The following is a 24,639-nucleotide window of genomic DNA, read 5'->3' on the forward strand; positions in this document are numbered from 1 at the left end:
GGGAGCGAGGAATCACCGAGTTCGCACCCACTATCAGATGGAACCGGTCCTACGGAAGGTGGATGGACGTGGCACTCCAATGCGCCATCGGCAGCAGCAGGTTCAGGGACCCACTCCTCCTGGCTGGAACTCTGGCGATGGCAGTCGGCAGCCTCGCCGCCGTGCCCGAGCGGGCGACGGCGGCCCAGCAGACCGAACTGGTGGCGGAAGCCGAGCAGTCCGATCATGTCGTGTACTGGAACAAGGTTCTGGTGGAGAGCTTCCAGGACTTGAAGGATGCCCAGGCCACTCCGGGAAGTCTGGCACGGGCGGGGGCGATGATGAACGTTGCCGTGTACGACGCAGTCAACGCGATACACCCCATCGGCAAGCCGTACCTGCTCAGACCCACATCCGGCGGGGGCGGGTCCGTTGACGCGGCGATCGACCACGCTGCCTACGGCGTGCTGAGCAGAACGCTGCCCCAACTGGACTTCACCGACGAGTTCGAAACGGCCCTGGCGATGTCGCCCAGCACGACGCCGGAGGCCTTCGCCACGGGCAAGGACATCGGTGAGAAGACCTCCCGGGCGGTCACGTTTCTGCGGGAGCGGGACGCCTCTTCCATCAACGTGCCGTACACTCCCGGGAACCAGCCGGGCGATTGGCGCCCCACCAGTCCCGGCGTCCCCCCGCTGACGCCCAACTGGGGTCGAGTGAAGCCCTTTGGTATCGAGTACGGCTCGCAGTTCCGTCCGCCCCTGCCTCCGGCCCTTACCAGTGCCCAGTACGCGGCGGAGATGAACGAGGTCAAGGAGTACGGCGGTGCCGATCCCGCCACCACCAAGCGGACGACGGAGCAGACGGAGATCGCGCACTTCTGGGCGAACGACCTGGACGGCACCTACAAGGCTCCGGGCCACCTCTACGCCCTCACCAACGACGTCGTCGAGAAACGGTGGCCGGACAGCCGCCCGACGCAGACGGCCCGCCTGTACGCGCTGATGTCGATTGCGCTGGCAGACGCCGGCGTAGCCGCCTGGGACGCCAAGTACATCACCGAAGTGGACCTGTGGCGGCCCGAAACTGCTATTCGGCTTGCGGACACCGACGGAAATGAGGCCACCACGAAGGACGCCTCGTGGCAGCCCCTCTCCCAGGATCTGGAGGGCAACCACTTCTCGCCACCGTTCCCCGCGTACGTCTCTGGGCACGCCACCTATGCGGCTGCCTGGGCGGGCATCATGAAGAGGTACACCGGCAGCGATACGTTCGACTACACGCTGGAAGCGACGACGGTGGATCCGTTCGCTAAGGACGTCGTCCGGTCGTTCAACTCCTTCAGCGAGATCGCGCGGGAGAACGCGCTCAGTCGCGTTTATCTGGGTGTGCATTTCCGTTCGGACGCCGAACAGGGCCTCGCGGTGGGTGACAAGGTGGCCGACTACGTGTACAACAACGCCTTGCGCTGACGGGCGACTCCATGCGGGAGGGCCCGCCACCTCGTGGTGGCGGGCCCTGTGCCAAGCCGCGTCGGCGCTCCTACTTCTGGTAACCGATGCGCAGGACACGCCAGGTGTTGGGGCCGACGATGCCATCGGAGGCGAGTCCGACATCCTTCTGGAAGGCCTTGATCGCCGTCTCGGTAGCAGGGCCGAAAATGCCGTCCTCGGCGCCCGCGTCATATCCCCAGAGGTTGTTCACCAGGCACTGGATTTCTTTCACCCGGTCGTGGTACTGGGAGTTGTTGTAGTTGATTCCCACTTCCACGTTCCAGGCCCACGAGTACCCCGCCGTGTAGCCGTTGTAGTTCTCGGTGTCCCGGATGTACGGTGACTCGCAATTGAATCCGCTGGCGGCGGTGGCGGGCGCGGCAAGTGTCTCCTCACCGGGCACCGATGCCGAGGCCACGCCGGTCAGTGAGGTGCCGACCAGCAGAGCGGAAAAGGCGATTGTGGTGGCTCTTCTGCGAAGTGACATGTGAGGTCTTCCTGTGTCTGACCTGATGGCCGTGGACGACGGACGACGGGACCCTGTCCGCCGGCCCACAGGAACAATCCCTTCCGCTGCTGTGGTCCACGCCACGCACCAGGACGACGCTCGTCGCCAGCTTGCTCCCCGTCCCGAAGGGTTACTTCACCAGAAGGAGTGTCGACTTGACGACCCTGTCGCACATTCGGTGGTGACGGATCGAACATGTCAAGCACCCCTGTCTTGCGGAGAGTGAGGATGGCGCTCTGACCTCAATGCTCCGAGGCGAACGGCGTCACGCCAGGGCGCCGGTGTTGTGCCCCGTCGGAATCTCACGACCAGACGCCAGCTGCAAGGCCCCGGTCTGCGGTTTCGTGGCCGATGTCCTGTCCGTCGCCGTCGTGACTTGCCGGCACCATCGAATGTGAGAAGGAGCTGTTACTTCTGCAGTCCCCTCTCGTCGCAGCACTCCCGCCGAGGGTGAGTTCTGCACCTTCCACCCTGTCGTGAACGGCGGCGCCTGCTCCTGGAACCTCGACTGCCACAACTGCGACAAGTTCGTCCTGTCCGGCGCCGACCCGCTCTATGGGCGTCGCAAGACTACCCCCGCAGAAGGCGCCGGCGAGCGTCTCCTGCTCCCTGCTCCCTGCTCCGTGCGGGAGCGGGCGGTTGCGGCTGGGGCGTGCCGATCGCGTGGGCGAGGTCGTGTTCCAGGCGGTCGTTCGTGCGCAGGATGTCCGCGTCGGCCCGCGGCGCGGGCCAGGTCATCACGAGGTAGTCCTCCACCGGTTCGGAACTGGTCTTGTCCGGGAGGATGCCGCGGCCCCGCGCGTGAACGCGGAGCCGATACCAGCCCGGTCCCGCTGGGCTGAGGTGGGCAAGCCCGTCGACCGGGCCCTGCTCAAGGGATTCGACCCGCAGGCCGCCTGTGGGAGCATGCACGCTGACTTCCACGATCTCTTCCCAGAGGTCATCTGCGGGTCCGGATGGTGCGCCGGTCATAGGGGTTGCGGTTGCCCGGATCTCGCCAGTGTGGATTCCCGTGACGACGAGAGCCCCGTGTGACATGGGGACGGCGAGTCCGTTGCTCCAGTCCGCCGTCTGAACAGGGATTTCTCCGGCGTCGAGAACACCGAGAGTACCTTCGGGGACGTACACGTTGTGTGCGGCGCTCATGGGAGTCTCCCGGCTGGTGCGGCATTGATCAGGGCGGAAGTCTGCCATGGCCTGCACAAGTGCGGGCAGAGAGCAGGCTCATCCGGAGACACCGCGGTTCTCCGCGGGTGCGGGTGCCGTGGTGTCCCTCGGCACCCGCATGGTGCATCAGGAAACGGTGACTTTGAAGGGGGCTCCGTCGAGGCCGCGCTCAGCTCGGAAGAACTGGGTGTCCAGACCGCCCCGGGCGCTGTTCTCCGTGGGTGGGATCACGCAGACGCTGACGCCCGTCGGGCCGGTCCCGGAGCATCAGTTCGTCTTGTCGGCGAAATACTTGGCCGCCTTGCGCAGGATGTCCCGCTCGGCAGCCGGCTTCCGCTCGCTCGCCTTGAGATCGGCCACCCGGGCCTCCGGCTGCCGGATCCGCTCGTCCGGGCCGGCGGACGGTTCCGGCTGTCCTGCTCTGGCCGGCGCTGCCCACCCGCCCGAGCGGCCTCGGGGACGACGCCGCTTCGAGGACCAGCTCACCGCTTCGCGTTACCCCGCTCCGGTCGACACCGACCATGCCGGCCAGAGGAGGCGGCGCAGCATGATCCGTCGCTCCGCCATCTGGCGAAACCGTCACATCACCGGTCAACGGCTACGGGCCGTGGCCGACAGGGCGAGCGCTGCCCGGCACGGTACTGGACGTCTGCGGGAGCCGTACTCGTCTCAGTGCTCTGGATCCCATGGCACTGGTGCAACGGTTTACGCACCGTCACTCGGGTGACGGCAAGTGCCCCATGCGTAGCCGTGGTGTTACCGGCCCGTGTCTTGACGGCCGCTTGGCCGAAGTGCAGGGTGTTGTTCACTCACCGTAGAGAACGTTTTACGCGTTCTCCTCGTGCTGTTCGCCGGGCCTGCTTACTGCCCCTGGCCCTGCTTGACCGTCACTTCGCCTTCTTCTGCAACACCACCTGGGAGTCCTCAGTGTCCATTCGTACGCCTCGTACGCGGCCGAGCCTGTTCACCGCCGGGACCGCCTCACTGGCGTTGCTCGTCACCGCCTGCGGCGGCAGCGGCGGTTCCTCGGCCGCGCCGGAGGACTTCAGTTACCTGAGCGCCACTGAGAACACCACCGTCAAGAACACCTTGACCACGCTGTCGAAGGGGGTGTGCAGGACGGCGAACGAGGCCCTGCCGCTGAAGGTGGAGACCGTGCCCCAGGCGAGCCTGGACCAGAAGCTGCAGCTGCTGGCCGGCCAGGACGCGCTGCCGGTGCAGTTCGCGGCGGGCAACGCCCCCTCCTTGACTCGGCAGTTGGCCGATTCGGGCAAGGTCGCCGACCTGGAGGAGCAGCTCAGCCTCAAAGCCATCAGCCATCTGGAGCCGGCCGCCGTTTCCACGATCAAGGCGCTGTACGGCGGCGAGCTGCAGGTGCTGCCGTACGAGTACAACGTCGAGGGGATCTTCTACAACAAGAAGATATTCGCTGACAACGGACTGGAAGTGCCGGACACGTGGGAGGAGTTGGTGGCGGCCGCGGCGAAGCTGGAGGGTCTGGGCGTCCAGCCGTTCTCCGCCTCCGGTCAGCAGGGCTGGCCGCTGACCCGGCTGATCAGCGGTTACCTGTACCGCAGTCTCGGTCCGTACGCCATGGAGGACGTTGCCGGCGGCAAGGCGAAGCTGACCGACCCGGAGTACGTGAAGGCGGCCGAGGAGGTCGCCGCGCTGGGCGGGAAGGGCTACTTCGGCAAGGGCGTCGGCTCCATCGACTACGACACCGCGATGAACCAGTTCCTGAACGGCGAGGCCGCCATGTTCTACATGGGCAGCTGGGCGCTGGCGAACATCTCCGACGACAAGCAGAACAAGGTCGGCGCCGAGAACGTCGGCTTCATGCCCTTCCCGGCCGTCTCCGGCGGTAAGGGCTCGGTCGACCAGTACCCCTCCAACGTGGGTCTGGGCATCGCCCTGTCCGCCAAGTCCTTCGACGAGAAGACCGGTGACTGGGTGTCCTGCATCGCGAAGAACTACGGCAGCACCGCCCTGAAGGACCACGGCTCCATCTCCGGCTTCAAGGTGAACACGGAGGTGAAGGACGCCAACGAGGTCACCACCCAGGTCCGCGACACCATCAGCTCCTCGAAGCAGAACGTGCTGTGGTTCGAGGCCCTGTTCGGCACCAAGGCCACCACCGTGTCCCAGACCAACGCGGCGAGCCTGGTGAGCGGGAGCATGAAGCCCGAGCAGTTCATGCAGACCGTCCAGGAGGCGCTGGCCGCCCAGTGACCGGCCGGGGCGGCGCACGAGCCTCCTCGCATATCACCGTGAGCCGCCCCCGCCGACAGCAGGTCTTCTCAGCGGAAACGAACGGGGCACCACCCCATGCGCCGCATCGAGTGCAGGAACCGCGAGGCCGGAACGCATGTGGTCAGCCCTGGACCGATCCACCACCCGGCGCGAGTACATGCCGATGACCATGGGATGCCGTGGCGGCCGAGAGGCCGGTGGGCAGTGGTAGGCCGCGGCGGTCGACGACGAGATGGATTCTCGCCGCCTTTCTTGCCGCGGTCGGTCGGGTTCTGTCCTGTCAGCCGCCCCTTTGGGCTCAGGCACTGAGCGGATCCGTCGGGGGGCTTGGGGCTTGGGCTCATCTGCCCTGCCTCCACCAGCATTCCCAGGTCAGGTCCCGCGAGTCGAGGTAGTGCCGGAACGCCGTGAGGTCTCCGGGACGGTGGAGGTGTGCGGCCGGCCAGGATGACGGGCCTTCTGCCGACCCGGTCCGCCCGGGGAGCGACGAGGAGAGCACCCAGGGCCATGCCGACCAGTCCGCTGCTGAGGAGGAGTCCCAGGGTGCCGGAGTCCAGGTTCCATTCCCCGGACACCGTCTTTCCGGTGAAGGACATGACGAGCACGTCGAATCCGTCAAGGGTGTTGAGGAGTGCGCAGATGGCGATCGCGCTCCACTGGAAACGGCTCATGGGCCCGTTGTCCAGGGCCTCTCTCAAGGGGACGTTCATCGGTCACCTCGTCGGGGGGCACGGCGATCGGGGAACTGGCGCATGACAGCCCTCCGTTGTCGACTGCGGTGTAGCCGGCGGAGCCCGGAGCGGAACGGACGCTCCGGCCGTCGGCGCAGTCATGGTGCGAGTGACGAGGCGCGGTAACCAGGTGTTTTCCCGCATACCGGGAAACGAATTGTCGCCGGCGGACGCCGTTCAGGCGACGGGCGGGCCGAGTGCCCGGGAGATGGCCCGGCCGGTACGGCGGACCAGGTCGGCCAGTGCTGTCACGGACGTCGATCCGTGCCGGACGACGACGGAGACGGCTGCCGCCACCTCGCCTGCCGCGGTGGTGACCGGTGCCGCCACGGACAGTGTGTCGACGGACAGTTGGCGGTCGCTCACCGCGTACCCGTAGGTGCGTACCTGGGCGAGAACCCACCGGAGCAGGGCGCCGTCGGTCAGCGTGAAGTCGGTGTGGCGCCGGATGGGGGCCCGCAGGGCGTCGTCCTGCACCGGGCCGGGGCATGGGCGAGCAGGACCAGCCCTGTGGCGGACGCCGTGACGGCGGGCCGCCCGCCCACGCGGGTCAGCGTGGGCACGGCGCCGCCGGCACGGATGTGTTCCACGAAGACGACTTCGGAGCCGTCACGGACGGCCAGCTGCACGTTCTCGCGCGTGAGGGCGGAGAGAGCCTCCAGGTGGGGCAGTGCCCGTTCACGCAGCCCTTGGGTGCGCGGGGCCAGGACTCCGACCTCCCACAGCCGCAGGCCCACCCGGTAACGCCCCTGTTCGTCCCGTTCCAGTGCTCCCCAGGCGAGGAGTTCTCCCAGCATGCGGTGCACGGTGGAGACGGGCAGGTCCGCCCTGCGGGCCAGGTCGCTCAAGGACAGGTGCGAGTGCTGGGCGGTGAAGGCCCCGAGGATCTGCAGGGCCCGGCCGATGACGGGACCGGTTCCGGGGCCCCGGGGATTCGGATGCTGCCGTTGTCCGGGCGGAGTCGGGGCGGGGAGGGGGCGTTGAGCCAAGGCGTGACTCCTTCGTCGACCCTGGACCGGCGGCCAGGTGAGTTCTGGTGCCGCAGGGCGGCAAGGGGCGGGACCGGCCGAGTCCGGACCGGTTCACTGCCCGGGCCCTCACGCCTCGCCGTCGGGGGACTCGTCGTCCATGGACGCGATCTTGCGGAGAACGCCCGTGGCCAGGGGACGCTCGCTCTCCGACAGCGACATCAAAAGCTGCTCGTTGACCCGTTCCGCCGAAGGGATCAGGGCGTCGAGCAGCTCGGCTCCTTCGTCGGTCAGCTCCAGCAGCGTCCGCCTGCGATCCGTCTCGTCCCGTACCTGGCTGACGTAGTGCTGCTCGGTCAGTCGGCGGACCATCTGGTTGACCGTGGAGCGGTCCAGTGACGTCCGGTCGGCGAGGGTGCGCTGGTCGATGCCGGGTTCCCGGCGCAGGGCGTTGAGGACGGCGAACTGCTGGGAGGTGATCTCCCGGGAGACGTGCCGGAACCACAGCGCGGTGTGCACCTGCTCCGCGCGCCGGATCAGATGTCCGATGTAGTTGTGCAGGTCCAGTGCGCGCGCCACAGTGCTCCGTTCGTCCGCGGCCCGGGTGCTGCCTCCCGGGCGGGCCGGTCGGCCCACCCGGGAGTTTATGAGTGCGCGGCACCACCGCGCGCCGCGGGGCCGTCAGCGGGCCCGGCGGCCGGGGCGCTGCTCGTAGGGGACGGCCCGGGAACCGTCGACGCCCACTTCCAGCCGGCCGACCCGCTCGATCTCCAGGACGACGCGGTCACCGTGGCCGAGCGGCCCCACACCGGCCGGCGTACCGGTGGCGATCACGTCACCGGGGTGCAGCGTCATGACGGAGGAGGTGTAGGCGATCAGCTCGCGGACACCGAAGATCAGGTCCGCCGTGTTGGTCTCCTGGCGGGTGACGCCCCCGACGTCGCAGCGCAGGTCGAGGGAGTCCGGGTCGGGTACCTCGTCCGCGGTGACGATCCACGGGCCGATGGGGGTGAAGGTGTCGAACGATTTCCGGGTGGATCGGTCCTCACCGGAGCGGACGGTGATGTCCAGCACGCAGGTGTAGCCGAAGACGTGGTCCAGCGCGTCGTCCGCGCTGACGTGGCTGGCGGTGCGTCCGATGACCACGCCCAGTTCGCCTTCCTGGTCGGTGCGCTTGTCGGTGTAGGGCAGCAGGATGTCCTGGTCCGGGCCGATGACCGACGAGTTGGCCTTGAGGAAGACGCCGAGGTCGGCGATGGAGGTGGTGTACTCCATCTCGGCCTTGTGGTCGAGGTAGTTGACCGGCGCACCGATGATCTTGCCGGGGCGGGGGAGCGGGGCTTCCAGATCCGCCTCGGTGAGCGGGACGCGCGGGCGGCCGGTGAGGTCGAGGTGCCCGGCGTCGTCGCGGGCCGTTGCCTCGATGTACTGCTGGAGCGCTCCGGCGGGGCCGGGGTTGCCGGGGCCGGCTAGCTGTTCGGTCACGTCGACGAGGTCGTCGCCGTCGATGAGTCCGAGGCGCCCCTTGTTGAACAGGGCCAGACGCATCATGGTCTCCTTGTGAGGTGTCGGGGGAGTGGCGGATCAGGCGCCGGGGTCGGCGTCTTCGGTGCGGTAGAGGCCAAGGGAGCGCATGACGGGCTCGTCGCTGTAGGAGAAGAGCACGGCGTCGTGTGAGGACGAGGTGTTCAGATGCCGGTAGGACGCCCAGCCGGGCACGGCGAAGGTGTCGTGCTCGGACCACTCCAGCCGCTCGCCGTCCACGATCGTGGCGCCCTCGCCGCGGACGACGCTGAAGACGGTCGAGGCCGTGTGCCGGCGCCCCGCGCCCTGGAAACCGGGGCGCAGCCGCTGGACGCGGCAGCCGATGGTGGGCATGACAGGTCCGCCCGTCCAGGGGTTGGTGTACTCCAGGACGATGCCGTCGACGTCGCTGCCTTCGGCGGTGTCGGCGACCGCTTCCAGGGCACGTCGGGTCTCCTCCCATGTGTAGCGCGTCACGGGGGAGTTCGGCCCGTCCTGGCTGAGCCAGGCGGGGTTGAGCCGGCCGTGCAGGAACTGGCGGCTGCCCGCGTCGTCGGGCCGGGTGACCGGCTGGAGTCGCTGCGGGTACTGCTCGTAGAAGCCGGCCTCCAGCGCGTTGACGAGCGGGTAGTCGAGCGCGTCGAGCCAGATCATCGGCGCGTCGCCCTCGTGGGTGTGGTCGTGCCAGTGCCAGCCGGGAGTGAGCAGCAGGTCGCCCGGGGCCATGAAGACGCGCTCGCCGTTGACGGTCGTCCACGCGCCGTCGCCCTCGAGGACGAAGCGGAAGGCGTTGGAGGTGTGCCGGTGGGCCTGCGCGGTCTCGCCGGGCAGAATGATCTGCAGTCCGGCGTACAGGGTGTTGACGGTGGCCGGCGGGTCGGTCAGGCCGGGGTTGACCAGCATCAGCACCCGGCGTTCGGCCTCCTCCAGCGAGAGCGTCCCGGAGAAGTGCAGCAGGTGCGGACGCAGCTCCTGCCAGCTCCAGCGGTAGGGCACGGCGCGGCTCTTGGGCTGGGCGGGGAACAGGTTGCCGTAGAAGCGCCACAGCGGCGCGGCCCCCGCGCCCTCCAGAGCCTTGTAGGCGAGGTCGTCGGTCGTCATGGTGTCCTCCTGCGGTCGCGGTTTCAGGGGGTGGGAACGGTGGCCGCGGACGGCGTCCACACCCAGGAGATGTCGTCGAAGTCGTCGGCCCTGCGGGACGAGAGCAGCATGGTGCGCAGGGTGGCCCCCATGCCCTCCAGATGACAGATCTCGCCGAAGCGGCGGGCGCTGGTCTGGATCAGCGCCGCCCGTTCCCGGCGCCGGTCGGCGTACGCGTGGAAGGCTTCGGTGGGGTCGGTGAACTGTCCCAGCGCGTTCCCCAGGGCCACCGCGTCCTCCAGTGCCTGGCAGGCACCCTGGGCCAGGTACTGCAGCATGGGGTGGGCGGCGTCGCCGAGCAGCACGATCCGGCCGTGCACCCAGTCGGCGACGGGCAGCCGGTCGTACAGCGGCCAGCGCCGGTCACGAGCGACCAGCGGGAGGGCGTCGCGCACGGCCTGGCAGGTTCCGGCGAAGCGCTCCTCGAGTTCGGCCTCGGTGCCCCAGTCGTCCGAGTCCGGTGTGTAGTGGTCGCTCTCGAAGACGGCGACCTGGTTGTACAGCTCGCCGCGGCGTACGGGGTACTGCACCAGGTGCATGCGGGGACCTGCCCAGACCATCACCGCTTCCGAGGCGGCGTGCTGGGACATGCGGCCGGTCATCTTCTCGGTGGGCAGGGCGCCGCGGAACGCGACGTAGCGGGAGCAGACCGGATCGCCGTCGTCCACCAGTATCCGGCGCAGGCGTGAGTGGAGGCCGTCCGCGGCGACGACCGCGTCCGCGGTCAGGACCGTCGGGGACTCGGCGAAGTGCAGCCGGACGCCGGATTCGTCCTGGTCGACGCGGGTGACGGTGTGTGCGGTGCGCAGCGTGACGGAAGGCTGTTCCTGGCAGGCGGTCAGGAGCGCGGAGTGGAGATCCGTCCGGTGCGTGACCAGGTAGGGGTGGGTGAAACGCTTGGTGTAGGCCGTGCTGCGGAGGTCCAGCGACGTGATCTGATGTCCCGTCAGTGCGTCCATCATCACCAGGGCGGGCGGTACGACCGCGGTGCGCCGGACGGCCTGAAGGACGCCGAGTTCCTCGAGAGCGAGGGAGGCGTTCGGGGCGAGTTGCAGCCCGGCGCCGATCTCGCCGAACCGGGCGGCCCGTTCCACGAGCGTCACGGTGTGCCCGGAGCGGGCGATCGCCAGGGCCGCGGCCAGTCCGCCGATGCCGCCGCCGATCACGGCGATGTGAAGGGGGTCAGTGGTCACGGGCACTTGGCCTCCTGGTGTGGAAGGGAGTGGAGGGCACCGGGGAGCGGGGACGGCGGACACCGGCACGTCCCTCATGGTCAGTAGACCAATCATTGGTGTGCTGATTATGTTGCGGAGGTGTCACCCCGATGTCAATGGTCTGCGTCGTGCAAAGGGCCGGTACGGCGCGCGCCGACCTCGTGGAGCGCCGGGGCGCGTGTTCAGCAGGCGGCCGTGCAACTGTCCAGACGTATGGATGCGTCGGTGCGGGCGGTGATGTCCTCGACGGTGACGTGGGGGGCGGTTTCGACGAGGGCGAGGCCGTCGGCGGTGACGTCGAGGACGCCGAGGTCGGTGATGATCCGGTGGACGCACCGCTCGCCGGTGAGGGGGAGGGTGCAGTCGTCGAGGATCTTCGGGGATCCGTCCTTGGCGGTGTGCTCCATGAGGACGATGACGCGGCGGGCGCCGTGCACCAGGTCCATGGCACCGCCCATGCCCTTGACCATCTTGCCGGGGATCATCCAGTTGGCGAGATCGCCGGCCGCGGAGACCTGCATGGCGCCGAGCACGGCGGTGTCGATGTGGCCGCCGCGGATCATGCCGAAGGAGAGCGCGGAGTCGAAAAAGCTCGCTCCGGGCAGCACGGTGACGGTCTCCTTGCCCGCGTTGATCAGGTCGGGGTCGACCTCCGCCGCGGTGGGGTAGGGGCCGGTGCCGAGGATGCCGTTCTCGGAGTGCAGGACGACGTGGACGTCGGGCGGGAGGTGGCCGGGTATGAGGGTGGGCAGGCCGATGCCGAGGTTGACGTAGGAGCCGTCGGTGAGCTCGGCGGCGGCGCGGGCGGCCATCTGGTCGCGGGTCCAGGCCATCAGTTGCTTACCGTCCTCTTCTCAATGGGTTTGTCGGCGGCCTGCTCGGGGCTGAGCGGTACGACCCGCTGGACGTAGGCCGGGCAGGTGGATTTCGTCCGGGGCCAGTTCGCCGGGTTCGACGAGTTCCTCCACCTCGGCGATCGTGACGCGGCCGGCCATGGCGGCCAGGGGGTTGAAGTTGGCGGCGGCCTTGCGGAAGACGAGGTTGCCCTGCCGGTCGCCGCGCCAGGCCCGTACGAGGGCGTAATCGGTGGTGATGCCGTGCTCCAGGACGTGTGTGCGGCCCGCGAAGTCACGGGTCTCCTTGGGCGGCGAGGCGACGGCGACCGTTCCGTCGGGCGCGTACCGCCAGGGCAGCCCGCCCGTCGCCACCTGGGTGCCGACGCCCGCCGGCGTGTAGAAGGCGGGGATGCCCGCGCCGCCGGCCCGCAGCCGTTCGGCGAGGGTGCCCTGCGGGGTCAGTTCCACCTCCAGTTCACCGGCCAGGTACTGGCGGGCGAACTCCTTGTTCTCACCGACGTAGGAGCCGGTGACGCGGGCGATGCGGCCGGCGGCGAGGAGGACGCCGAGACCACGGCCGTCCACGCCGCAGTTGTTGGAGACGACCTCCAGACCGGTCGTGCCCTGCGCGTACACGGCGTCGATGAGGGCAGCGGGGACGCCGGAGAGACCGAAGCCGCCGACGGCGAGCGAGGCGCCGTCGGGGATGTCGGCGACCGCCTCGGCGGCGCCGGCGCGGACCTTGTTCACGTGCGGGTCTCCTTTCAGGTGGGGGCGCCGGGCAGGACGGTGGACCACCCGCCGTCGACTACGAGGTTGGCGCCGGTGACGTAGGCGGCCTCGTCCGAGGCCAGGAAAACGGCGGCGTCGGCCACGTCGTCGGGAAGCCCGACCCGGCCGAGCGGGATGTGACGGCCGACGGCGCGCATCGGGTGGTCGTCGGCGAGCAGGTGGGCGCGCGAGCCGTCGGTGTCGATCATTCCGGGGCTGACGCAGTTGACGCGTACGCCGTGCGGGGCGCCCTCCGCGGCGAGCTGCCTGGTCAGCGCGATCACCGCGCCCTTGGACGCCGAGTGCGCGGTGCGCGGGGCGGTGAGGGAGCCGGCCAGGCCGGCGGTCGAGCCGACGGTCAGTACGCAGCCGCGGCTGCGGACCAGATGCGGCCAGGACGCCCGGACGGTCAGCCACACCGAGTCCAGTTCGGCGCGCACCGTGAAGGCGAAGTCCTCGTAGGCCTGGCTTCCGATTGCGCCGAAGCGGACGGCACCGGCGTTGGCGTAGACGATGTCGACGCCGCCGAAGGCGTCGACGGCCTCCTCGGTCCAGGACCGCACGGAGTCCTCGTCGGTGACGTCCAAGGGGCCGGGTGTGAGGATCGTGCCGCCCTCACAGGCGATCAGCCGCTGGGTCTCCAGGGCCTCCTCGTGCAGCAGGTCGCCGCCGACGACCAGCGCGCCCCCGGCGGCGAAGCGCAGGGCCGCCGCCCGGCCCTGGCCCCGGGCGGCGCCCGTGACGACGACGACCTTGCCCAGCAGCCTCCTGGGGTGCAGGTCGCTCACGGCCGCTCCCGGCTGCGACGTCGGCCGGACGGCAGGAGGACGGGCTCGACGCCGGGGACGACGGTGTTGGTGAGGGTGCCGATGCCCTCCACCGTGAGGGATACGGTGTCACCGGACTTCAGCGGTGGCGGCGACTGCTCGCCGCGCCTGCCCCACAGTTCGGCCAGGCAGCCGCCGTTGCCGCAGGTGCCCGAGCCGAGGACGTCACCTGGTACGACACGGGTGCCGCGGGAGGCGTAGGCGGTCATCTCCTCGAAGGTCCAGCTCATGTTGGACAGCAGATCCTCGCCGACCTTCTCGCCGTTGACCTCGGCGGTCAGCGCCAAGCGCAGGAAACCCTCGTCGTCCCGGTACGGCTCCAGCTCATCCGCGGTGACGAGGCAGGGGCCGAGGGTGGTGGCGGTGTCCTTGCCCTTGCAGGGGCCGAGGCCGACCTTCATCTCCACGCCCTGCAGGTCGCGCGCGGACCAGTCGTTGAACACGGTGTAGCCGACGATGTGGTCGCGGGCCTGCTCGGGAGTGAGGTCGCGGCCCTCACGTCCGATCACCGCACCCACCTCCAGCTCGAAGTCCAGCACATCCGAACCGGGCGGCACCGGGATGTCGTCCCCGTGGCCGTAGACCGCGTGCGGGTTGGTGAAGTAGAAGGTCGGCGCCGCGTACCACTGCTCCGGTACGCCGCCGGTTCCCTCCACGGCGCGGCGCACTCCTTCGACGTGCTCCTCGAAGGTGACGAAGTCCCGTACCGACGTAGGCCGTACCGGAGGCAGCAGCCGCACCTCGGAGACGTGCGGACCGGGCGGGACGTCGAGCGCCGCCCGGCCGGCGGCGAGCAGCCCGGGCAGGCCGTCGGTCTCGGCGAGCAGCGCGGTGAGCGAGATGACGCCGGGCAGTGGGAGGAGAGTGCCGTCGTCCTCCACGACGGCCACCCGGTGGCGGTGCCGGTGTTCGTAAGCGGCGAAACGCATGGTGCGGCTCCTGTGGAGGGTGGTCAGTCGAGGGGAATGCGCATGAGGTCGTGGCCCACGGTCACGCGGCCCCGGTAGCCGGCCGTCCGGGCGGAGGCACGGGCCGCCGCAGCCCACTCACGTGCGGGGAACCGGGTCGGGTCGGCCGGTGCGAGGTGGCTGAGGACCACCTGGCGCGCCCCCGCGGCGGCGGCGATCCCGCCCACCTCGGCGACGTCGGTGTGGACCTCGCGCATGTGCTCGACGACGGTGGTGGGCAGACCCTGCTTCTCGAACCATGCGGCATCGACGGCCTCGTGGACCAGCAGGTCGCAACCGCGGGCCAGGACGAATGAGGTCGTCACTGCGGCTGGTGTCGCCGGAGAAGACGACGGAGCCGTCTGCGGTGTCGAACCGGTAGGCGTACGCGGGGGACATGTTGCCGTGCGGGGCCCTGGTCGCCGTCACCTTCACGGTGGCGGTCTCCAGGACGGTCACCACCGTGCCGGGCCGCGCCGACAGCCCAGTCACGTCGAGCACGGACACGGGGTCGATGCCGAAGCCCTCGGCGGCGAAGACGTTGGTGGATGCGGCGAAGGCGGCGTTCGCGCGGTGGGTGGTCTCGGCGATGCCCGGCGCGGGCCGCTCGGGGGTGACGGGGCCCGGGGTGACCGTGTCGCTCGGCCCCGGACCCCATACCCGCCGTGCCGCCGGGCCCGGGCTGGGACGGCATCACACCGGCGCACAGCAGCGGGAAGCCGAAGTAGTCCACGATGTGGTCGGCGTGCAGATGGGTGAGGAGGATGCCCTTGAGCGACGGCATGGACAGCCCCGCCCGCAGGTACTGGGTCACCGCGCCCCGGCCGCAGTCCACCAGGTAGGTCTCGCCGCCGACGGTCACGGCGGAGGCGTGCCCATGCGCTCGCCGTACGGCGGGGGGCCGCCCGCCGTGCCCAGCAGATGTACCACTGTGCGGTTCTTCGGCCGTGACCCTTCCGTGCCTCGGTGTGGGGCGCCGCGGCGGCCTGCGGGGTGACCGCGAGGGCGGTGGCGGCCGCGCCGCCGGCCAGCAGACCGCGGCGGGACAGCGGGGTCGTGCGAGGGGGCATCGGGCGGTTCCTTCGATCGTCGTTGATGCGGAGCCGTGGGGGAGCCAGGGGAGGGAGGGGCCGGGGCGCGGCGGTACGAGTCAGGGCGTGGACACCACTGCCGCGTCCCCGGTGCGAGGGGGATGGATCAGACCGGCGGGGCGACGAAGACGCCGCGGTCGGGGTCGTTGAACGACTCCTTGGCGACGAGTTCGTTCATGGGGTTGGCGGTGCCCCACTGGTCGGTGACCTCCGGCTGGGAGAAGTCGTAGACGTGGGGGTGCCAGGTGTCCTCGTCGAGGAGTTCCAGCTCGGTGGTGTACTCGACGGTGTTGCCGTGCGGGTCGAGGAAGTAGGTGAAGGTGTTGTCCCCGGCCATGTGCCGGCCCGGACCCCAGATCTTCTGGTACCCGGCGCGGATGACGCGTCCGGAGCCGCGCATGTACTCGTCGATGCCGCGCATCTCGAAGGAGATGTGGTGCAGGGACGTGTACGGGCCCTTGGCGAGGGCCATCGAGTGGTGCTGGTTGCTGATCCGCATGAAGTGCATGACCTCGCCCATGTGCGGCGAGCTGAGGGTGTCCGACAGCGCGAAGCCGAGGTGACGCTCGTACCACTCGCGGGTGCGGTTCAGGTCGGGGGAGTTGAGCACGACGTGGGAGAGCTTGACCGGGACGGACTCCTTCTCCTCGATCCTGCGGTGCTGCCTGACCTCGACGTCGGCGGAGACCTCGACGGTGCGGCCGTCGACGTCGAAGAAGCGGAAGCCGTAACCGCCGCCGGGGGTCTCGACCTTCCCCGGCCGGGAGATCAACCGCACACCGCCGGCCAGCAGGCGCTCGGCGAGGGTGTCGACGTCGGCCGCGCTCGCGGCACCGTAGGAGACGAGGTCGAGGCGCTTGTCGTCGGCCTTGCGCAGCCGTACGACGTACTGCTCCGGGGAGCCCTCGGCGGCCAGGAAGGAGATGCCGGCGTCCTCGGCGACCTTGGTCAGGCCCCAGACGCCGGAGTAGAAGTCGAGCTGCTTGTCGTAGTCGGGCACGGCGAGGTCGACGTGCCGCAGGTGGGTGAGCAGGCGTGTGCTCATGGGTTCCATACCTTTCTTCCTCCTCAGATGAGGGTGAGGTCGAGCAGGGCGGCGGCGTTCCGGCCGCGGACGGCGTCGAAGTCGTCCTCGGGCAGTCGTGCGGCGCGCAGGGCACCGACGGGGTCCTCGGCGCCCATGTCGAAGGGGAAGTCGGAGCCGAGCAGCACCCGGTCGGCCCCCGCGGCCCGGACCAGCTCCCGCAGCACGTGCGGGTCGTGGACGAGGGAGTCGAAGTACAGGCGCTTCAGGTAGCTGCTGGGCAGGTGTGCGCAGCCCGCGCCGGCGTCGGAGCGGGCCGACCAGGCGTGGTCGCTGCGGCCGATGTGGGTGGGCAGGTAACCGCCGCCGTGTGCGGCGATCACCTTCAGCCCCGGGTGCCGGTCGAGGACCCCGGAGAAGATCAGATGGGACAGTGCGACGGCGTTCTCCACCGGCTGGCCGACCGTGTTGGACAGGTACCACCGGTCCAGCCGCTCGTCCAGGGTGCAGCCGAAGGGGTGCAGGAAGAGGATCGCGCCGGTCTCCTCGGCCCGTGTCCAGAACGGCTCGTACGCGGGGTCGGAAAGTTCCCGGCCGGGGGCGTGGCTGGAGATCTCCACCCCGGCCAGTCCCTGCTCCAGGGCGTGGTCCAGGGCACGGACCGCCAGGTCCGGGTGCTGGAGCGGTACCAGGCCGAGCCCGCGCAGCCGGTCCGGGACGGCCGAACAGTGCGCCGCCGTCGCCTCGTTGGCGGTCCGGTACACCTTCTCGGCCGTCTCCTCGTCCACCCAGTAGTGGTAGTGCGAGGGCGAGGGACTGACCAGTTGGACGTCCACGCCCTGGGCGTCCATCGACTTCAGGCGCACGGTGACGTCGGTCAGCTTCAGGATGCGCTCGCGGACCATGGGACCGCTGACGGCGAGGGCTGCGGGACCGTTGCGCCGGGCGTCCAGCTCCTTGGCCGCGTCGTGGCCCGGCAGACCGGACACGAGCGCCTCGATCTCGGGGAGCAGGATGTGGGCGTGCACGTCGACGGTGGGGGCCGTGCTCACGGCAGCTCCCGGAGCATCGTCATGGTGCGGGCCATCAGCCCGGGCACGTCGGCGTCGCGGACGCCGTCGAGCTGCCACTGCCCGATCTGCACGGACGCCTCCACGACCGGCCGGACGCGGGCGATCCGCCGCTCGTGGTAGGCCTGGAGCAATGCGTCGTCCCAGGTGTCCGCGGTGGTCAGCATCTGCGCCAGCACCCAGGCGTCCTCCATCGACAGGGCGGCGCCCTGGGCGAGGGTGGGTGGGCAGCAGTGCGCGGCGTCGCCGATGAGCACGACTCGGCCGCGGTGCCAGGAGCCCTCGACCAGCATGCGGTCGAACCAGGTGTAGTTGACCTTCGCGGGGTCGGTGATGTGCTCGGTGATCTCCGGCCAGAAGCCGCCGTAGGAGGAGGCCAGGCGGCGCATCTCGTCGGCGTACGACTCCGGGGGTATGGAGGCGCGGTCGCGGTTGGCCTCGACGACGTAGGCGTAGAGGGTGGTGTCGCTGGTGGGGCAGTAGCCGGCGATGTAGGCCGGGCCGCCGTAGGCGAGGTCGGTGCGGGTCACGCCGGCGGGCCGGGGTGCGGCGACGCGCCAGATGGCCATGCCGGTGGGCTCGGGCTTCGCCGTGATGCCGATCGCCGCCCGCGTGGTGGAGCCCAGTCCGTCGGCGGCGATCACCAGGTCGTAGCGGCTCTCGGTGCCGTCGCTGAGGCGGACGGAGACGCCCTCGCCGTCCTGGTCCAGGATCTCGGCGGTGGTGCCCAGGCGGACCGACGCGCCACTGGCCCGCACGGCCCCGATGAGGATCTGCTGAAGTTGCGGGCGCTGCATGCCGACGGTGGCGGGGAGGTCGTCGCCGCCGGTGCGCAGGTCGTCCTGCGCGTGCAGGACGGTGCCGTCGGGGGCGGTGATGCCGACGGAGCCGAAGCCGTAGCCGGATTCCTCCACCTCTTCCCACACACCGAGTTCCCGCAGGACGCGCAGGGCGTTGCCCTGGAGGGTGATGCCGGAGCCGGCGGTGACGTTCCAGTCGGTCCTGACCTCGATCAGGTCCACGGTCAGACCGGCCCTGCGCAGCAGGACGGTGACGGCGTTGCCGGCCGCGCCGCCGCCGACGACGAGGACCGTGCGGGGTGTGCTCATAGGGGAACTCCTTCGTTCCGCTGGTTACTTGACGGCGATCGGGTTGACGGGGGAGCCGACCGCGCCGGTGATGGGCAGGGGAGCGGCGGTGAGCCAGAAGTCGTACCTGCCGTCCTCGGCGCAGTCCTCGGCGAGCGCCTCCAGGTCCCACATCTCGCCGATCAGCAGGCCGATGTTCGGGAGGGCCACCTGGTGCAGCGGCTGGAAGGCGTTCTCGAACTCGTTCGGCCGGACCTCGAAGCCCCAGGTGTCGGTGGCGATCGCGGCGATCTCCGTACGGTGCAGCCAGCCGGCCGTGGTGAACGACAGCCCGGGTGCGGGGCCGCCGGCGTAGTCGCCCCAGCCTCCCCCACTGCCTTCGGCGTGGGGGGACCCCCATCGGCGGACCCGGGCGAGCTGCCCGGTCCGTACGACGACGACGTCCCCGCGTCCGACGCTCACCCCGTGCGCCTCGGCGGCGGCGGTCAGGTGCTCCTCGGTGATCGCGAACCCGTCGGGCAGCTCGCCGTCCTCACCCACGACGCGGCCCACATCGAGCAGTACAGCGCGCCCAGCGACGTGTGAGGCCATGTGCTCGATGCCGGTGACCAGGTCGCCCTCGGAGGTGACGACCTTCTCTGCGGGGCGGCCGTTCCACGCCTTGCCGTGGTCGAAGATGTGCCCGAGCCCGTCCCACTGCGTGGAGCACTGCAGCGGCATCGTGATCACGTCGTCCGCGCCGCCGAGGCCGTGCGGGAACCCCTGGTGGCCGAGGGCCGCGTCGGTGCCGGTGTCCAGCATGGTGTGCACCGGGTTGGTGCGCCGCCGCCAGCCCTTCTGCGGGCCGTTCATGTCGAACCGCTGGGAGAGCGAGAAGCTGACGCCCCGCCGTACCAGCGCCGCGCCCTCACGGCGCTTGCCCTCGTCCAGGAAGTTGAGGGTGCCGAGCCGGTCGTCCTCGCCCCAACGCCCCCAGTTGGAGAACGCCTTGGCGGCCTCGGCGATCGCGCCCTCGGGGTCGTGGCGGTCCGGCGTCATGACGCCGCCTCCGCCACGCAGCGGGTGCGCTGGGCGCCGAGCCCGGTGATGGAGCCGTCCATGACGTCGCCGTCGCGCAGCAGCCGTCCCCAGTGCATGCCGTTGCCGGCCGGTGAACCGGTCAGCACCAGGTCGCCGGGCAGGAGCCGGGCGGTCTGCGAGGCGTACGCCACCATGCGGGCGACATCGAAGATCATGTCCTTGGTGGACTCGTCCTGCATGGTCTCGCCGTTCAGCTTCAGCGTGAGGCGCAGGTCGTCGGGGTGCGCGATCGATGCGGCGGGCACGATCCAGGGGCCGAGCGGGGTGAAGCCGGGCGCGTTCTTGCTGCGCAGCCAGTCGGTGCCGATCTGCGGCATGTCCCGGCGGAAGACGGTGGCGCGGTCGGTGAGGTCGTTGGCGATCGTGTACCCCGCCACGCAGTCCAGCGCCTCTTCCACGGAGACCCGGTGGGCGGGCCGGCCGATCACGGCCGCCAGTTCCAGCTCCCAGTCCGGCTGCTCGGCCCACGCGGGGAGGACGACGTCGTCGTAGGGGCCCGTGATCGCGCTCGGCAGGCCGAGGAACACGTACGGCAGGTCCTCGGCCGCCCGCCGGTCCATGATCTTCGCTGCCTCGGCGCGCCGCTCCTTCACGGGCCGGTCGTCGCCCGGGGCGCGGTGGGCCACGTGCAGATCGATCACGTGCTGCCGGTAGTTCGCCCCCGACTGGAACACCTGGCGCGGCTCGACCGGCGCGTGCACCCGGAAGTCCGCCAGCGGCCTGCGCCCCGGCCCGCCGTCGGCGGCCAGCGTCCGCAGCCGCGGCAGCGCCGACTCCCAGCTCTCCAGGAGGCTCCGGGTGGTCAGCCGGTCGTCGCCGAAGGCGACGCGCAGGTCGAGCACCTGGGCGTCAGGCGTGACGAGGGCAGGGAAGGCCGGCCCGTCCGGGGCCGAGAGGGTGCCGAGGGCGAAGGGTCCTGCGAACAGCGCGGACGAGGGTGCAGGTTTCACGGACATGTCCTCCTGATTGCGGTGCGACTAATCTGGACCCGCCACCCGGGATCAGGGAAATCGCTTCTATGGATGACTGGCATCCATGCCGTCGATTACTCCTGGTCAGCGCCGTATCGCAAAGGGAAGACACGTGAATCTGGCCCGCCTCGACCTCAACCTCGTCGTCGCCCTGCGCGCGCTGCTGGAGGAACGCAACGTCACCCGCGCCGGGCAGCGCGTCGGTCTCAGCCAGCCCGCCATGAGCGCCGCCCTGGGCAGACTCCGCCGCCACTTCGACGACGAGCTCCTCGCCCGTGTCGGCAGCCACTACGAACTCACCGCCCTCGGCCAGGTCCTCCTCGACCGCACCGCCACCGCCTACGACCTGCTGGAACGCCTCTTCGCCAGCCAGGCCGCCTTCGACCCCGCCAAGGAGAGCCGCGAGTTCAAGCTGATCGCCTCCGACTACGCCGTCGCCGTCTTCGGGGCCGAACTCGCCCGCGTCGTCCACGAGGAGGCCCCCGGCATCCGCCTGCGGTTCGCACAGACTCCGACCACGGTGGTGGACGCCACGGACACGCTGCTGAGCACCACCGACGGCCTGCTCATGCCGCACGGCGTCATCAGTGACTTCCCCGCCACCGACCTCTACGACGACCGTTGGGTCTTCCTTGTCGCCGACGGCCATCCCAGCGTCGACGAGCGGCTCACCCGTCAGGACCTCGCCCGGCTGCCGTGGGTCACCTACCAGCGCACCTACGACACCCCCGCCGTGCGGCAGCTCGGCATGCTCGGCATCGAACCCCGGGTCGAGGTGTCCGTCGACAGCTTCCAGATCATGCCGCTGCTGGTGACCGGTACCCAGCGCATCGCCCTGATCCAGGCCCGCCTCGCCCGGCTCCTCGCACCGCTCACCGCCGTACGCGTCATGGAGCCGCCGTACGAGGCGGTGCCGCTGCGGGAGGCGCTGTGGTGGCACCCCGTGCACACCCATGACGCGGCCCACATCTGGCTGCGGGAGACGGCCGCCCGGGTCGGCAGACGACTGGCCGAGGCCCCCGGGGCGTGACTGCGGTCCGGCGGGCGCAGTGTCCGGGAAGCCAGCCCGGCGGCCTCGCGGCAGGTCGTCACCGCCGCTGTCCACGGCCTGGATCGACGTCATCCAGGACGCGGACCGCCGCAGGGGTGGGCGGGCCGGTGCCCGGCCCGCACAGTCGTGGCACGTCACGCGCCCATGCGCCGAGTTCCCCGGAAGCGGGACCCGTCCGCGCCGAGGTGCCGCCTTCCCGCCGTCTGCCCCGGAGCGCCGTCATGCCTGTCTTTGCCGTCCCGCCCTCCCCCGACCGCGGCGAGGCCCCTACCGCGCGGGGCGGGCTGCCCGCCGTCCTGCTGATGGCCGGCGACTGCCCACCCGTCCCCGGCGCGGTGCCGCTCGCTCCGGTCCCGCCGCGCATGCAGGAGCACGTCGAGACCGCGCCCGGTCATGTGGCGCTGGTCCCCCTGGCGCTGACCGTCCCGGCGCTCCCACGCGGTACGGCCTGTGGATGGCGGCCTTCTTCCTCGGCGAGTTCGTCTGCCCGCTGCTCCTGCTCGGCGGCAAGGGAGCCCTGGGCTCGTCGGCCTCGGCCGTCGGACTGCTGGGCCTGGCCGCTCTGCTGGTCTCGGCCCTGCTGGTACTCCTCACCCGCCGCGCTTCGCGAGCCCTGCCCCGCCATCTTCCCGAACGGCTCCGACCGGCCCGCGTCACCGCGCCGGCGTCCCCATGGACGACCGGCGCACGACCAGTTCCGGCTGCAGGACGACGTGGGCGTGCCCGTGGACGACGCCGCGGCCGGTGTCCTCGACGAGCAGGCGGCCGGCCTGCCGGCCCATGGCGGCGGCGGGCCGTCGCACCGAGGTGAGCGGGACGACGGCGGACGCCGCGAACTCGATGTCGTCGTAGCCGACGACCGCGATGTCGTCCGGCACCCGCAGTCCGGCCTCGTACAGCGCCTGCATCACCCCCAGGGCGCGCAGGTCGTTGGCGCAGAAGACGGCGGTCGGCCGGGTGGGCAGACCGAGGACGCGGTGTCCGGCGTCTCTGCCGGCGTTCACGGTGAGGGCCGGGCACGGCACGTCCCGCAGCGAGGCCGCCGGAAGGCCGGCCGCACCGATGGCGCCGAGGGCACCCCGGCGCCGGTCCCGTATCTGCTGGAGACGGTCGGGACCGCTGACGTGGGCGATGGAGCGGTGTCCTCGCTCGACCAGGTGGTGGATCGCCGCATGGCCTCCCGCGACGTCGTCGATCCCGACGGAGCAGGCGCCGGGCTGGGACGCGCTCTGGTCGGCCACGACGAAGGGGACCGCGTTGCGGCGGAAGGCGGCCACGGTGCGACCGACCCCCTCACCCGAGGTCAGCACGGCGCCGCGGACCTGGTGGGAGGTGATCAGCGCGAGGTGGCGCGCGGCTTCCGCGGGGTCGCGGGCGCCGGTGCAGACCATCACGCCGAGGTCGGCTTCGCGCGCGGCCTGTTCCACGCCGGTGGCCAGGGCGGTGAAGAACGGGTTGGCCAGATCGTGGACCAGGACGGCGATGACCCGGGAAGTCCAGCCGCGCAACTGCCGCGCCCCCTCGGCGCGTACGTAGCCCAGCGAGTCGATCACGTCGAGGACCCGTGTCCTCGTGGACTCGGCCACGATCTCGGGACGGTTGAGCACGTTGGAGACGGTGCCGAGGGAGACACCGGCCGCTCGGGCGACGTCCTTGATGCCTACTCTGCGGCGCGCAGTGCCGTCCCGGACCATGGCGGTGTCACGCCCGTGTCCCACCCCGCGAATCGCGGCGGGTACATGCTGGCCCATGGTTCAACGGGCCCGCGGGGCCGTGGTGCTGCCGCGCTCCACCAGCCGCGGCGTCATCGTCGTCTGCATGGCCCGGTCCCGTCGGCCTTCCACGCGTTCGATGAGCATGCGGGCGGCGGCGGAGCCCATGGTGTGACCGGCCTGGTCGACGCTGGTGAGCTGGACGGGGGCCAGCGCGGCCAGCGCGGTGTTGTTGTAGCCGACGAGCGACAGGTCGTCCGGGATGCGCAGGCCGAGTTCGTGGGCCGCGCGGTAGATGCCCAGGGCGGCGACGTCGGCGCCGGTCATGACGGCGGTCGGCGGGCGGTCGGCCGTCAGCAGGGTCATGCCGGCCTTGAAACCGCCGTCGTCGGAGTACGCGGCGTGGTGCACGCGCGCGTGGTCTGTGAGGCCGTGCCGTTCCATGGCTTCCAGATAGCCGTCGCTGAGCACGATCTCGGGAGTGCGCTTCCACCGGTTGGCCTTGGTGCCGTGGGCCGACACCAAGGCGATGTCACGGTGGCCGAGCGAGACGAGGTGGTCGACGACCAGTCCGGCGCCGACGTCGTCGGCGTCGACGACCGAGTCGTGGCTGTCCGCGGCGTCGTGGTGGCCGATGACCACGGTCGGCGTCGAGGCGGCCGTGGTGAGGATCTCGCCGCGCGGGGTTCCCGGCGCGATGAGGATCAGTCCGTCCATCTGGCGGTCGACCATGGACCGGATGGTTCTGGCCTGTTCCTCCGGCCCGAATCCGGCCGCGCCGATCAGCACGGTGTACTCGCTGGTGCGCAGTTCGTCCTGGACGCCGTCGAGGATGTCGGCGAAGAAGGCGTTGCGGACGTTGTCCAGCAGCACGCCGATCGTGTACGTCCGGCCGCGCATGCCGCGTGCCGCCGCGTGCGGACGGTATCCGAGCTCGCTGATGACCGCTGTCACCTTCTCCCGCATGGCCGGGCTCACACCGTAGGCGTTGCGCAGCACCTTGGAGACGGCGGCGGTGGACACGCCCGCGTGCCGGGCGACATCGGTGATGGTCACACGTCTGTTCTGTCGGGGTGCCGTAGCCCGGTCCATCGTCAGCGCTCCGGTTCTTGTGGGCGTAGGTGCAACGGTCTACATGATAGCCCCCCGGCGTCGTCAAGTCTTCTGGCGTGTGACTCCAGCGTTACATGGATGTGT

Annotated in this window: 23 protein-coding genes and 2 pseudogenes; 3 read left to right on the plus strand and 22 right to left on the minus strand. The window is 70.4% G+C overall.

The window, feature by feature from the left end; all coding sequences use genetic code 11:
- The first annotated feature begins 137 nt into the window (after positions 1–137).
- The gene (locus KYY02_RS12785; protein ID WP_371238031.1) at positions 138–1,451 is read left to right on the plus strand and encodes a vanadium-dependent haloperoxidase; all 1,314 of its coding nucleotides are present in this window, start codon (positions 138–140) and stop codon (positions 1,449–1,451) included.
- A gap of 70 nt (positions 1,452–1,521) precedes the next feature.
- Here KYY02_RS12785 and KYY02_RS12790 read toward each other — a convergent pair whose 3' ends face one another.
- Positions 1,522–1,959, minus strand: a complete 438-nt coding sequence (locus tag KYY02_RS12790; protein ID WP_371238032.1) for a peptidoglycan-binding domain-containing protein — start codon at positions 1,957–1,959, stop codon at positions 1,522–1,524.
- A 591-nt stretch (positions 1,960–2,550) separates the two neighbouring features.
- Complete coding sequence (locus KYY02_RS12795) at positions 2,551–3,126, minus strand: hypothetical protein (RefSeq protein ID WP_371238033.1); 576 nt, start codon at positions 3,124–3,126, stop codon at positions 2,551–2,553.
- Positions 3,127–4,074: 948 nt separating this feature from the next.
- Between KYY02_RS12795 and KYY02_RS12800 the strand changes: the two genes are divergently transcribed.
- Positions 4,075–5,376, plus strand: a complete 1,302-nt coding sequence (locus KYY02_RS12800; protein ID WP_371238034.1) for an ABC transporter substrate-binding protein — start codon at positions 4,075–4,077, stop codon at positions 5,374–5,376.
- A 202-nt stretch (positions 5,377–5,578) separates the two neighbouring features.
- Here KYY02_RS12800 and KYY02_RS12805 read toward each other — a convergent pair.
- The 18 genes and pseudogenes from KYY02_RS12805 to KYY02_RS12890 all read right to left on the minus strand — a co-directional run.
- A pseudogene (locus KYY02_RS12805) lies at positions 5,579–5,690 on the minus strand (IS5/IS1182 family transposase); the annotation flags it as partial.
- 615 nt (positions 5,691–6,305) lie between these two features.
- The gene (locus KYY02_RS12810; protein WP_371238035.1) at positions 6,306–6,605 is read right to left on the minus strand and encodes an IclR family transcriptional regulator domain-containing protein; all 300 of its coding nucleotides are present in this window, start codon (positions 6,603–6,605) and stop codon (positions 6,306–6,308) included.
- Positions 6,551–7,117, minus strand: a complete 567-nt coding sequence (locus KYY02_RS12815) for an IclR family transcriptional regulator (RefSeq protein ID WP_371238036.1) — start codon at positions 7,115–7,117, stop codon at positions 6,551–6,553. Before KYY02_RS12815 ends, KYY02_RS12810 begins: the two co-directional genes overlap by 55 nt.
- Positions 7,118–7,225: 108 nt before the next feature.
- Complete coding sequence (locus KYY02_RS12820) at positions 7,226–7,675, minus strand: MarR family winged helix-turn-helix transcriptional regulator (RefSeq protein ID WP_371238037.1); 450 nt, start codon at positions 7,673–7,675, stop codon at positions 7,226–7,228.
- 102 nt (positions 7,676–7,777) lie between these two features.
- Positions 7,778–8,647 (minus strand): fumarylacetoacetate hydrolase family protein, encoded by an 870-nt coding sequence (locus tag KYY02_RS12825; RefSeq protein ID WP_371238038.1) that lies wholly within the window; start codon positions 8,645–8,647, stop codon positions 7,778–7,780.
- Positions 8,648–8,680: 33 nt separating this feature from the next.
- Entirely contained in the window at positions 8,681–9,721 is a 1,041-nt protein-coding gene (locus tag KYY02_RS12830) for a cupin domain-containing protein (protein ID WP_371238039.1), read from the minus strand.
- A gap of 23 nt (positions 9,722–9,744) precedes the next feature.
- On the minus strand, positions 9,745–10,953 hold the full coding sequence (locus KYY02_RS12835) for an FAD-dependent monooxygenase (RefSeq protein WP_371238040.1): 1,209 nt from the start codon (positions 10,951–10,953) through the stop codon (positions 9,745–9,747).
- Positions 10,954–11,156: 203 nt separating this feature from the next.
- Positions 11,157–11,807 (minus strand): CoA transferase subunit B, encoded by a 651-nt coding sequence (locus KYY02_RS12840; RefSeq protein ID WP_371238041.1) that lies wholly within the window; start codon positions 11,805–11,807, stop codon positions 11,157–11,159.
- Positions 11,807–12,560: pseudogene (locus KYY02_RS12845) on the minus strand (CoA transferase subunit A). The gene KYY02_RS12840 and the pseudogene KYY02_RS12845 overlap by 1 nt, the downstream one beginning before the upstream one ends.
- 14 nt (positions 12,561–12,574) lie before the next feature.
- The gene (locus KYY02_RS12850; protein WP_371238042.1) at positions 12,575–13,369 is read right to left on the minus strand and encodes an SDR family NAD(P)-dependent oxidoreductase; all 795 of its coding nucleotides are present in this window, start codon (positions 13,367–13,369) and stop codon (positions 12,575–12,577) included.
- The gene (locus tag KYY02_RS12855) at positions 13,366–14,337 is read right to left on the minus strand and encodes a fumarylacetoacetate hydrolase family protein (protein ID WP_371238043.1); all 972 of its coding nucleotides are present in this window, start codon (positions 14,335–14,337) and stop codon (positions 13,366–13,368) included. Before KYY02_RS12855 ends, KYY02_RS12850 begins: the two co-directional genes overlap by 4 nt.
- Before the next feature lie 23 nt (positions 14,338–14,360).
- Entirely contained in the window at positions 14,361–14,681 is a 321-nt protein-coding gene (locus KYY02_RS12860; RefSeq protein WP_371238044.1) for a hypothetical protein, read from the minus strand.
- Entirely contained in the window at positions 14,678–15,217 is a 540-nt protein-coding gene (locus KYY02_RS12865; RefSeq protein ID WP_371238045.1) for an MBL fold metallo-hydrolase, read from the minus strand. Before KYY02_RS12865 ends, KYY02_RS12860 begins: the two co-directional genes overlap by 4 nt.
- A 335-nt stretch (positions 15,218–15,552) precedes the next feature.
- A complete protein-coding gene (locus tag KYY02_RS12870) occupies positions 15,553–16,491 on the minus strand; it encodes a VOC family protein (protein ID WP_371238046.1) in 939 nt (312 codons plus the stop codon).
- Between the two features lie 23 nt (positions 16,492–16,514).
- Entirely contained in the window at positions 16,515–17,522 is a 1,008-nt protein-coding gene (locus KYY02_RS12875) for an amidohydrolase family protein (RefSeq protein WP_371238047.1), read from the minus strand.
- The gene (locus tag KYY02_RS12880) at positions 17,519–18,649 is read right to left on the minus strand and encodes an FAD-dependent oxidoreductase (protein ID WP_371238048.1); all 1,131 of its coding nucleotides are present in this window, start codon (positions 18,647–18,649) and stop codon (positions 17,519–17,521) included. Before KYY02_RS12880 ends, KYY02_RS12875 begins: the two co-directional genes overlap by 4 nt.
- Before the next feature lie 24 nt (positions 18,650–18,673).
- Entirely contained in the window at positions 18,674–19,666 is a 993-nt protein-coding gene (locus KYY02_RS12885; protein ID WP_371238049.1) for a cyclase family protein, read from the minus strand.
- Positions 19,663–20,664, minus strand: coding sequence for a fumarylacetoacetate hydrolase family protein (locus tag KYY02_RS12890; protein WP_371238050.1), 1,002 nt, complete (start codon positions 20,662–20,664; stop codon positions 19,663–19,665). The genes KYY02_RS12885 and KYY02_RS12890 overlap by 4 nt, the downstream gene beginning before the upstream one ends.
- A gap of 127 nt (positions 20,665–20,791) precedes the next feature.
- Between KYY02_RS12890 and KYY02_RS12895 the strand changes: the two genes are divergently transcribed.
- Positions 20,792–21,709: a LysR family transcriptional regulator gene (locus KYY02_RS12895; RefSeq protein ID WP_371238051.1), complete on the plus strand. Its 918-nt coding sequence runs from the start codon at positions 20,792–20,794 to the stop codon at positions 21,707–21,709.
- A 674-nt stretch (positions 21,710–22,383) separates the two neighbouring features.
- On the opposite strand, the gene KYY02_RS12900 is transcribed toward KYY02_RS12895, so the two are convergent.
- Both KYY02_RS12900 and KYY02_RS12905 read right to left on the minus strand, forming a co-directional pair.
- Positions 22,384–23,424: a LacI family DNA-binding transcriptional regulator gene (locus KYY02_RS12900; RefSeq protein ID WP_371238077.1), complete on the minus strand. Its 1,041-nt coding sequence runs from the start codon at positions 23,422–23,424 to the stop codon at positions 22,384–22,386.
- 60 nt (positions 23,425–23,484) lie between these two features.
- The gene (locus KYY02_RS12905) at positions 23,485–24,498 is read right to left on the minus strand and encodes a LacI family DNA-binding transcriptional regulator (protein ID WP_371238052.1); all 1,014 of its coding nucleotides are present in this window, start codon (positions 24,496–24,498) and stop codon (positions 23,485–23,487) included.
- Positions 24,499–24,639: the final 141 nt, after the last annotated feature.

Source organism: Streptomyces pimonensis, from assembly GCF_041380215.1.
GTDB classification, from domain to species: Bacteria; Actinomycetota; Actinomycetes; order Streptomycetales; family Streptomycetaceae; genus Streptomyces; species Streptomyces pimonensis.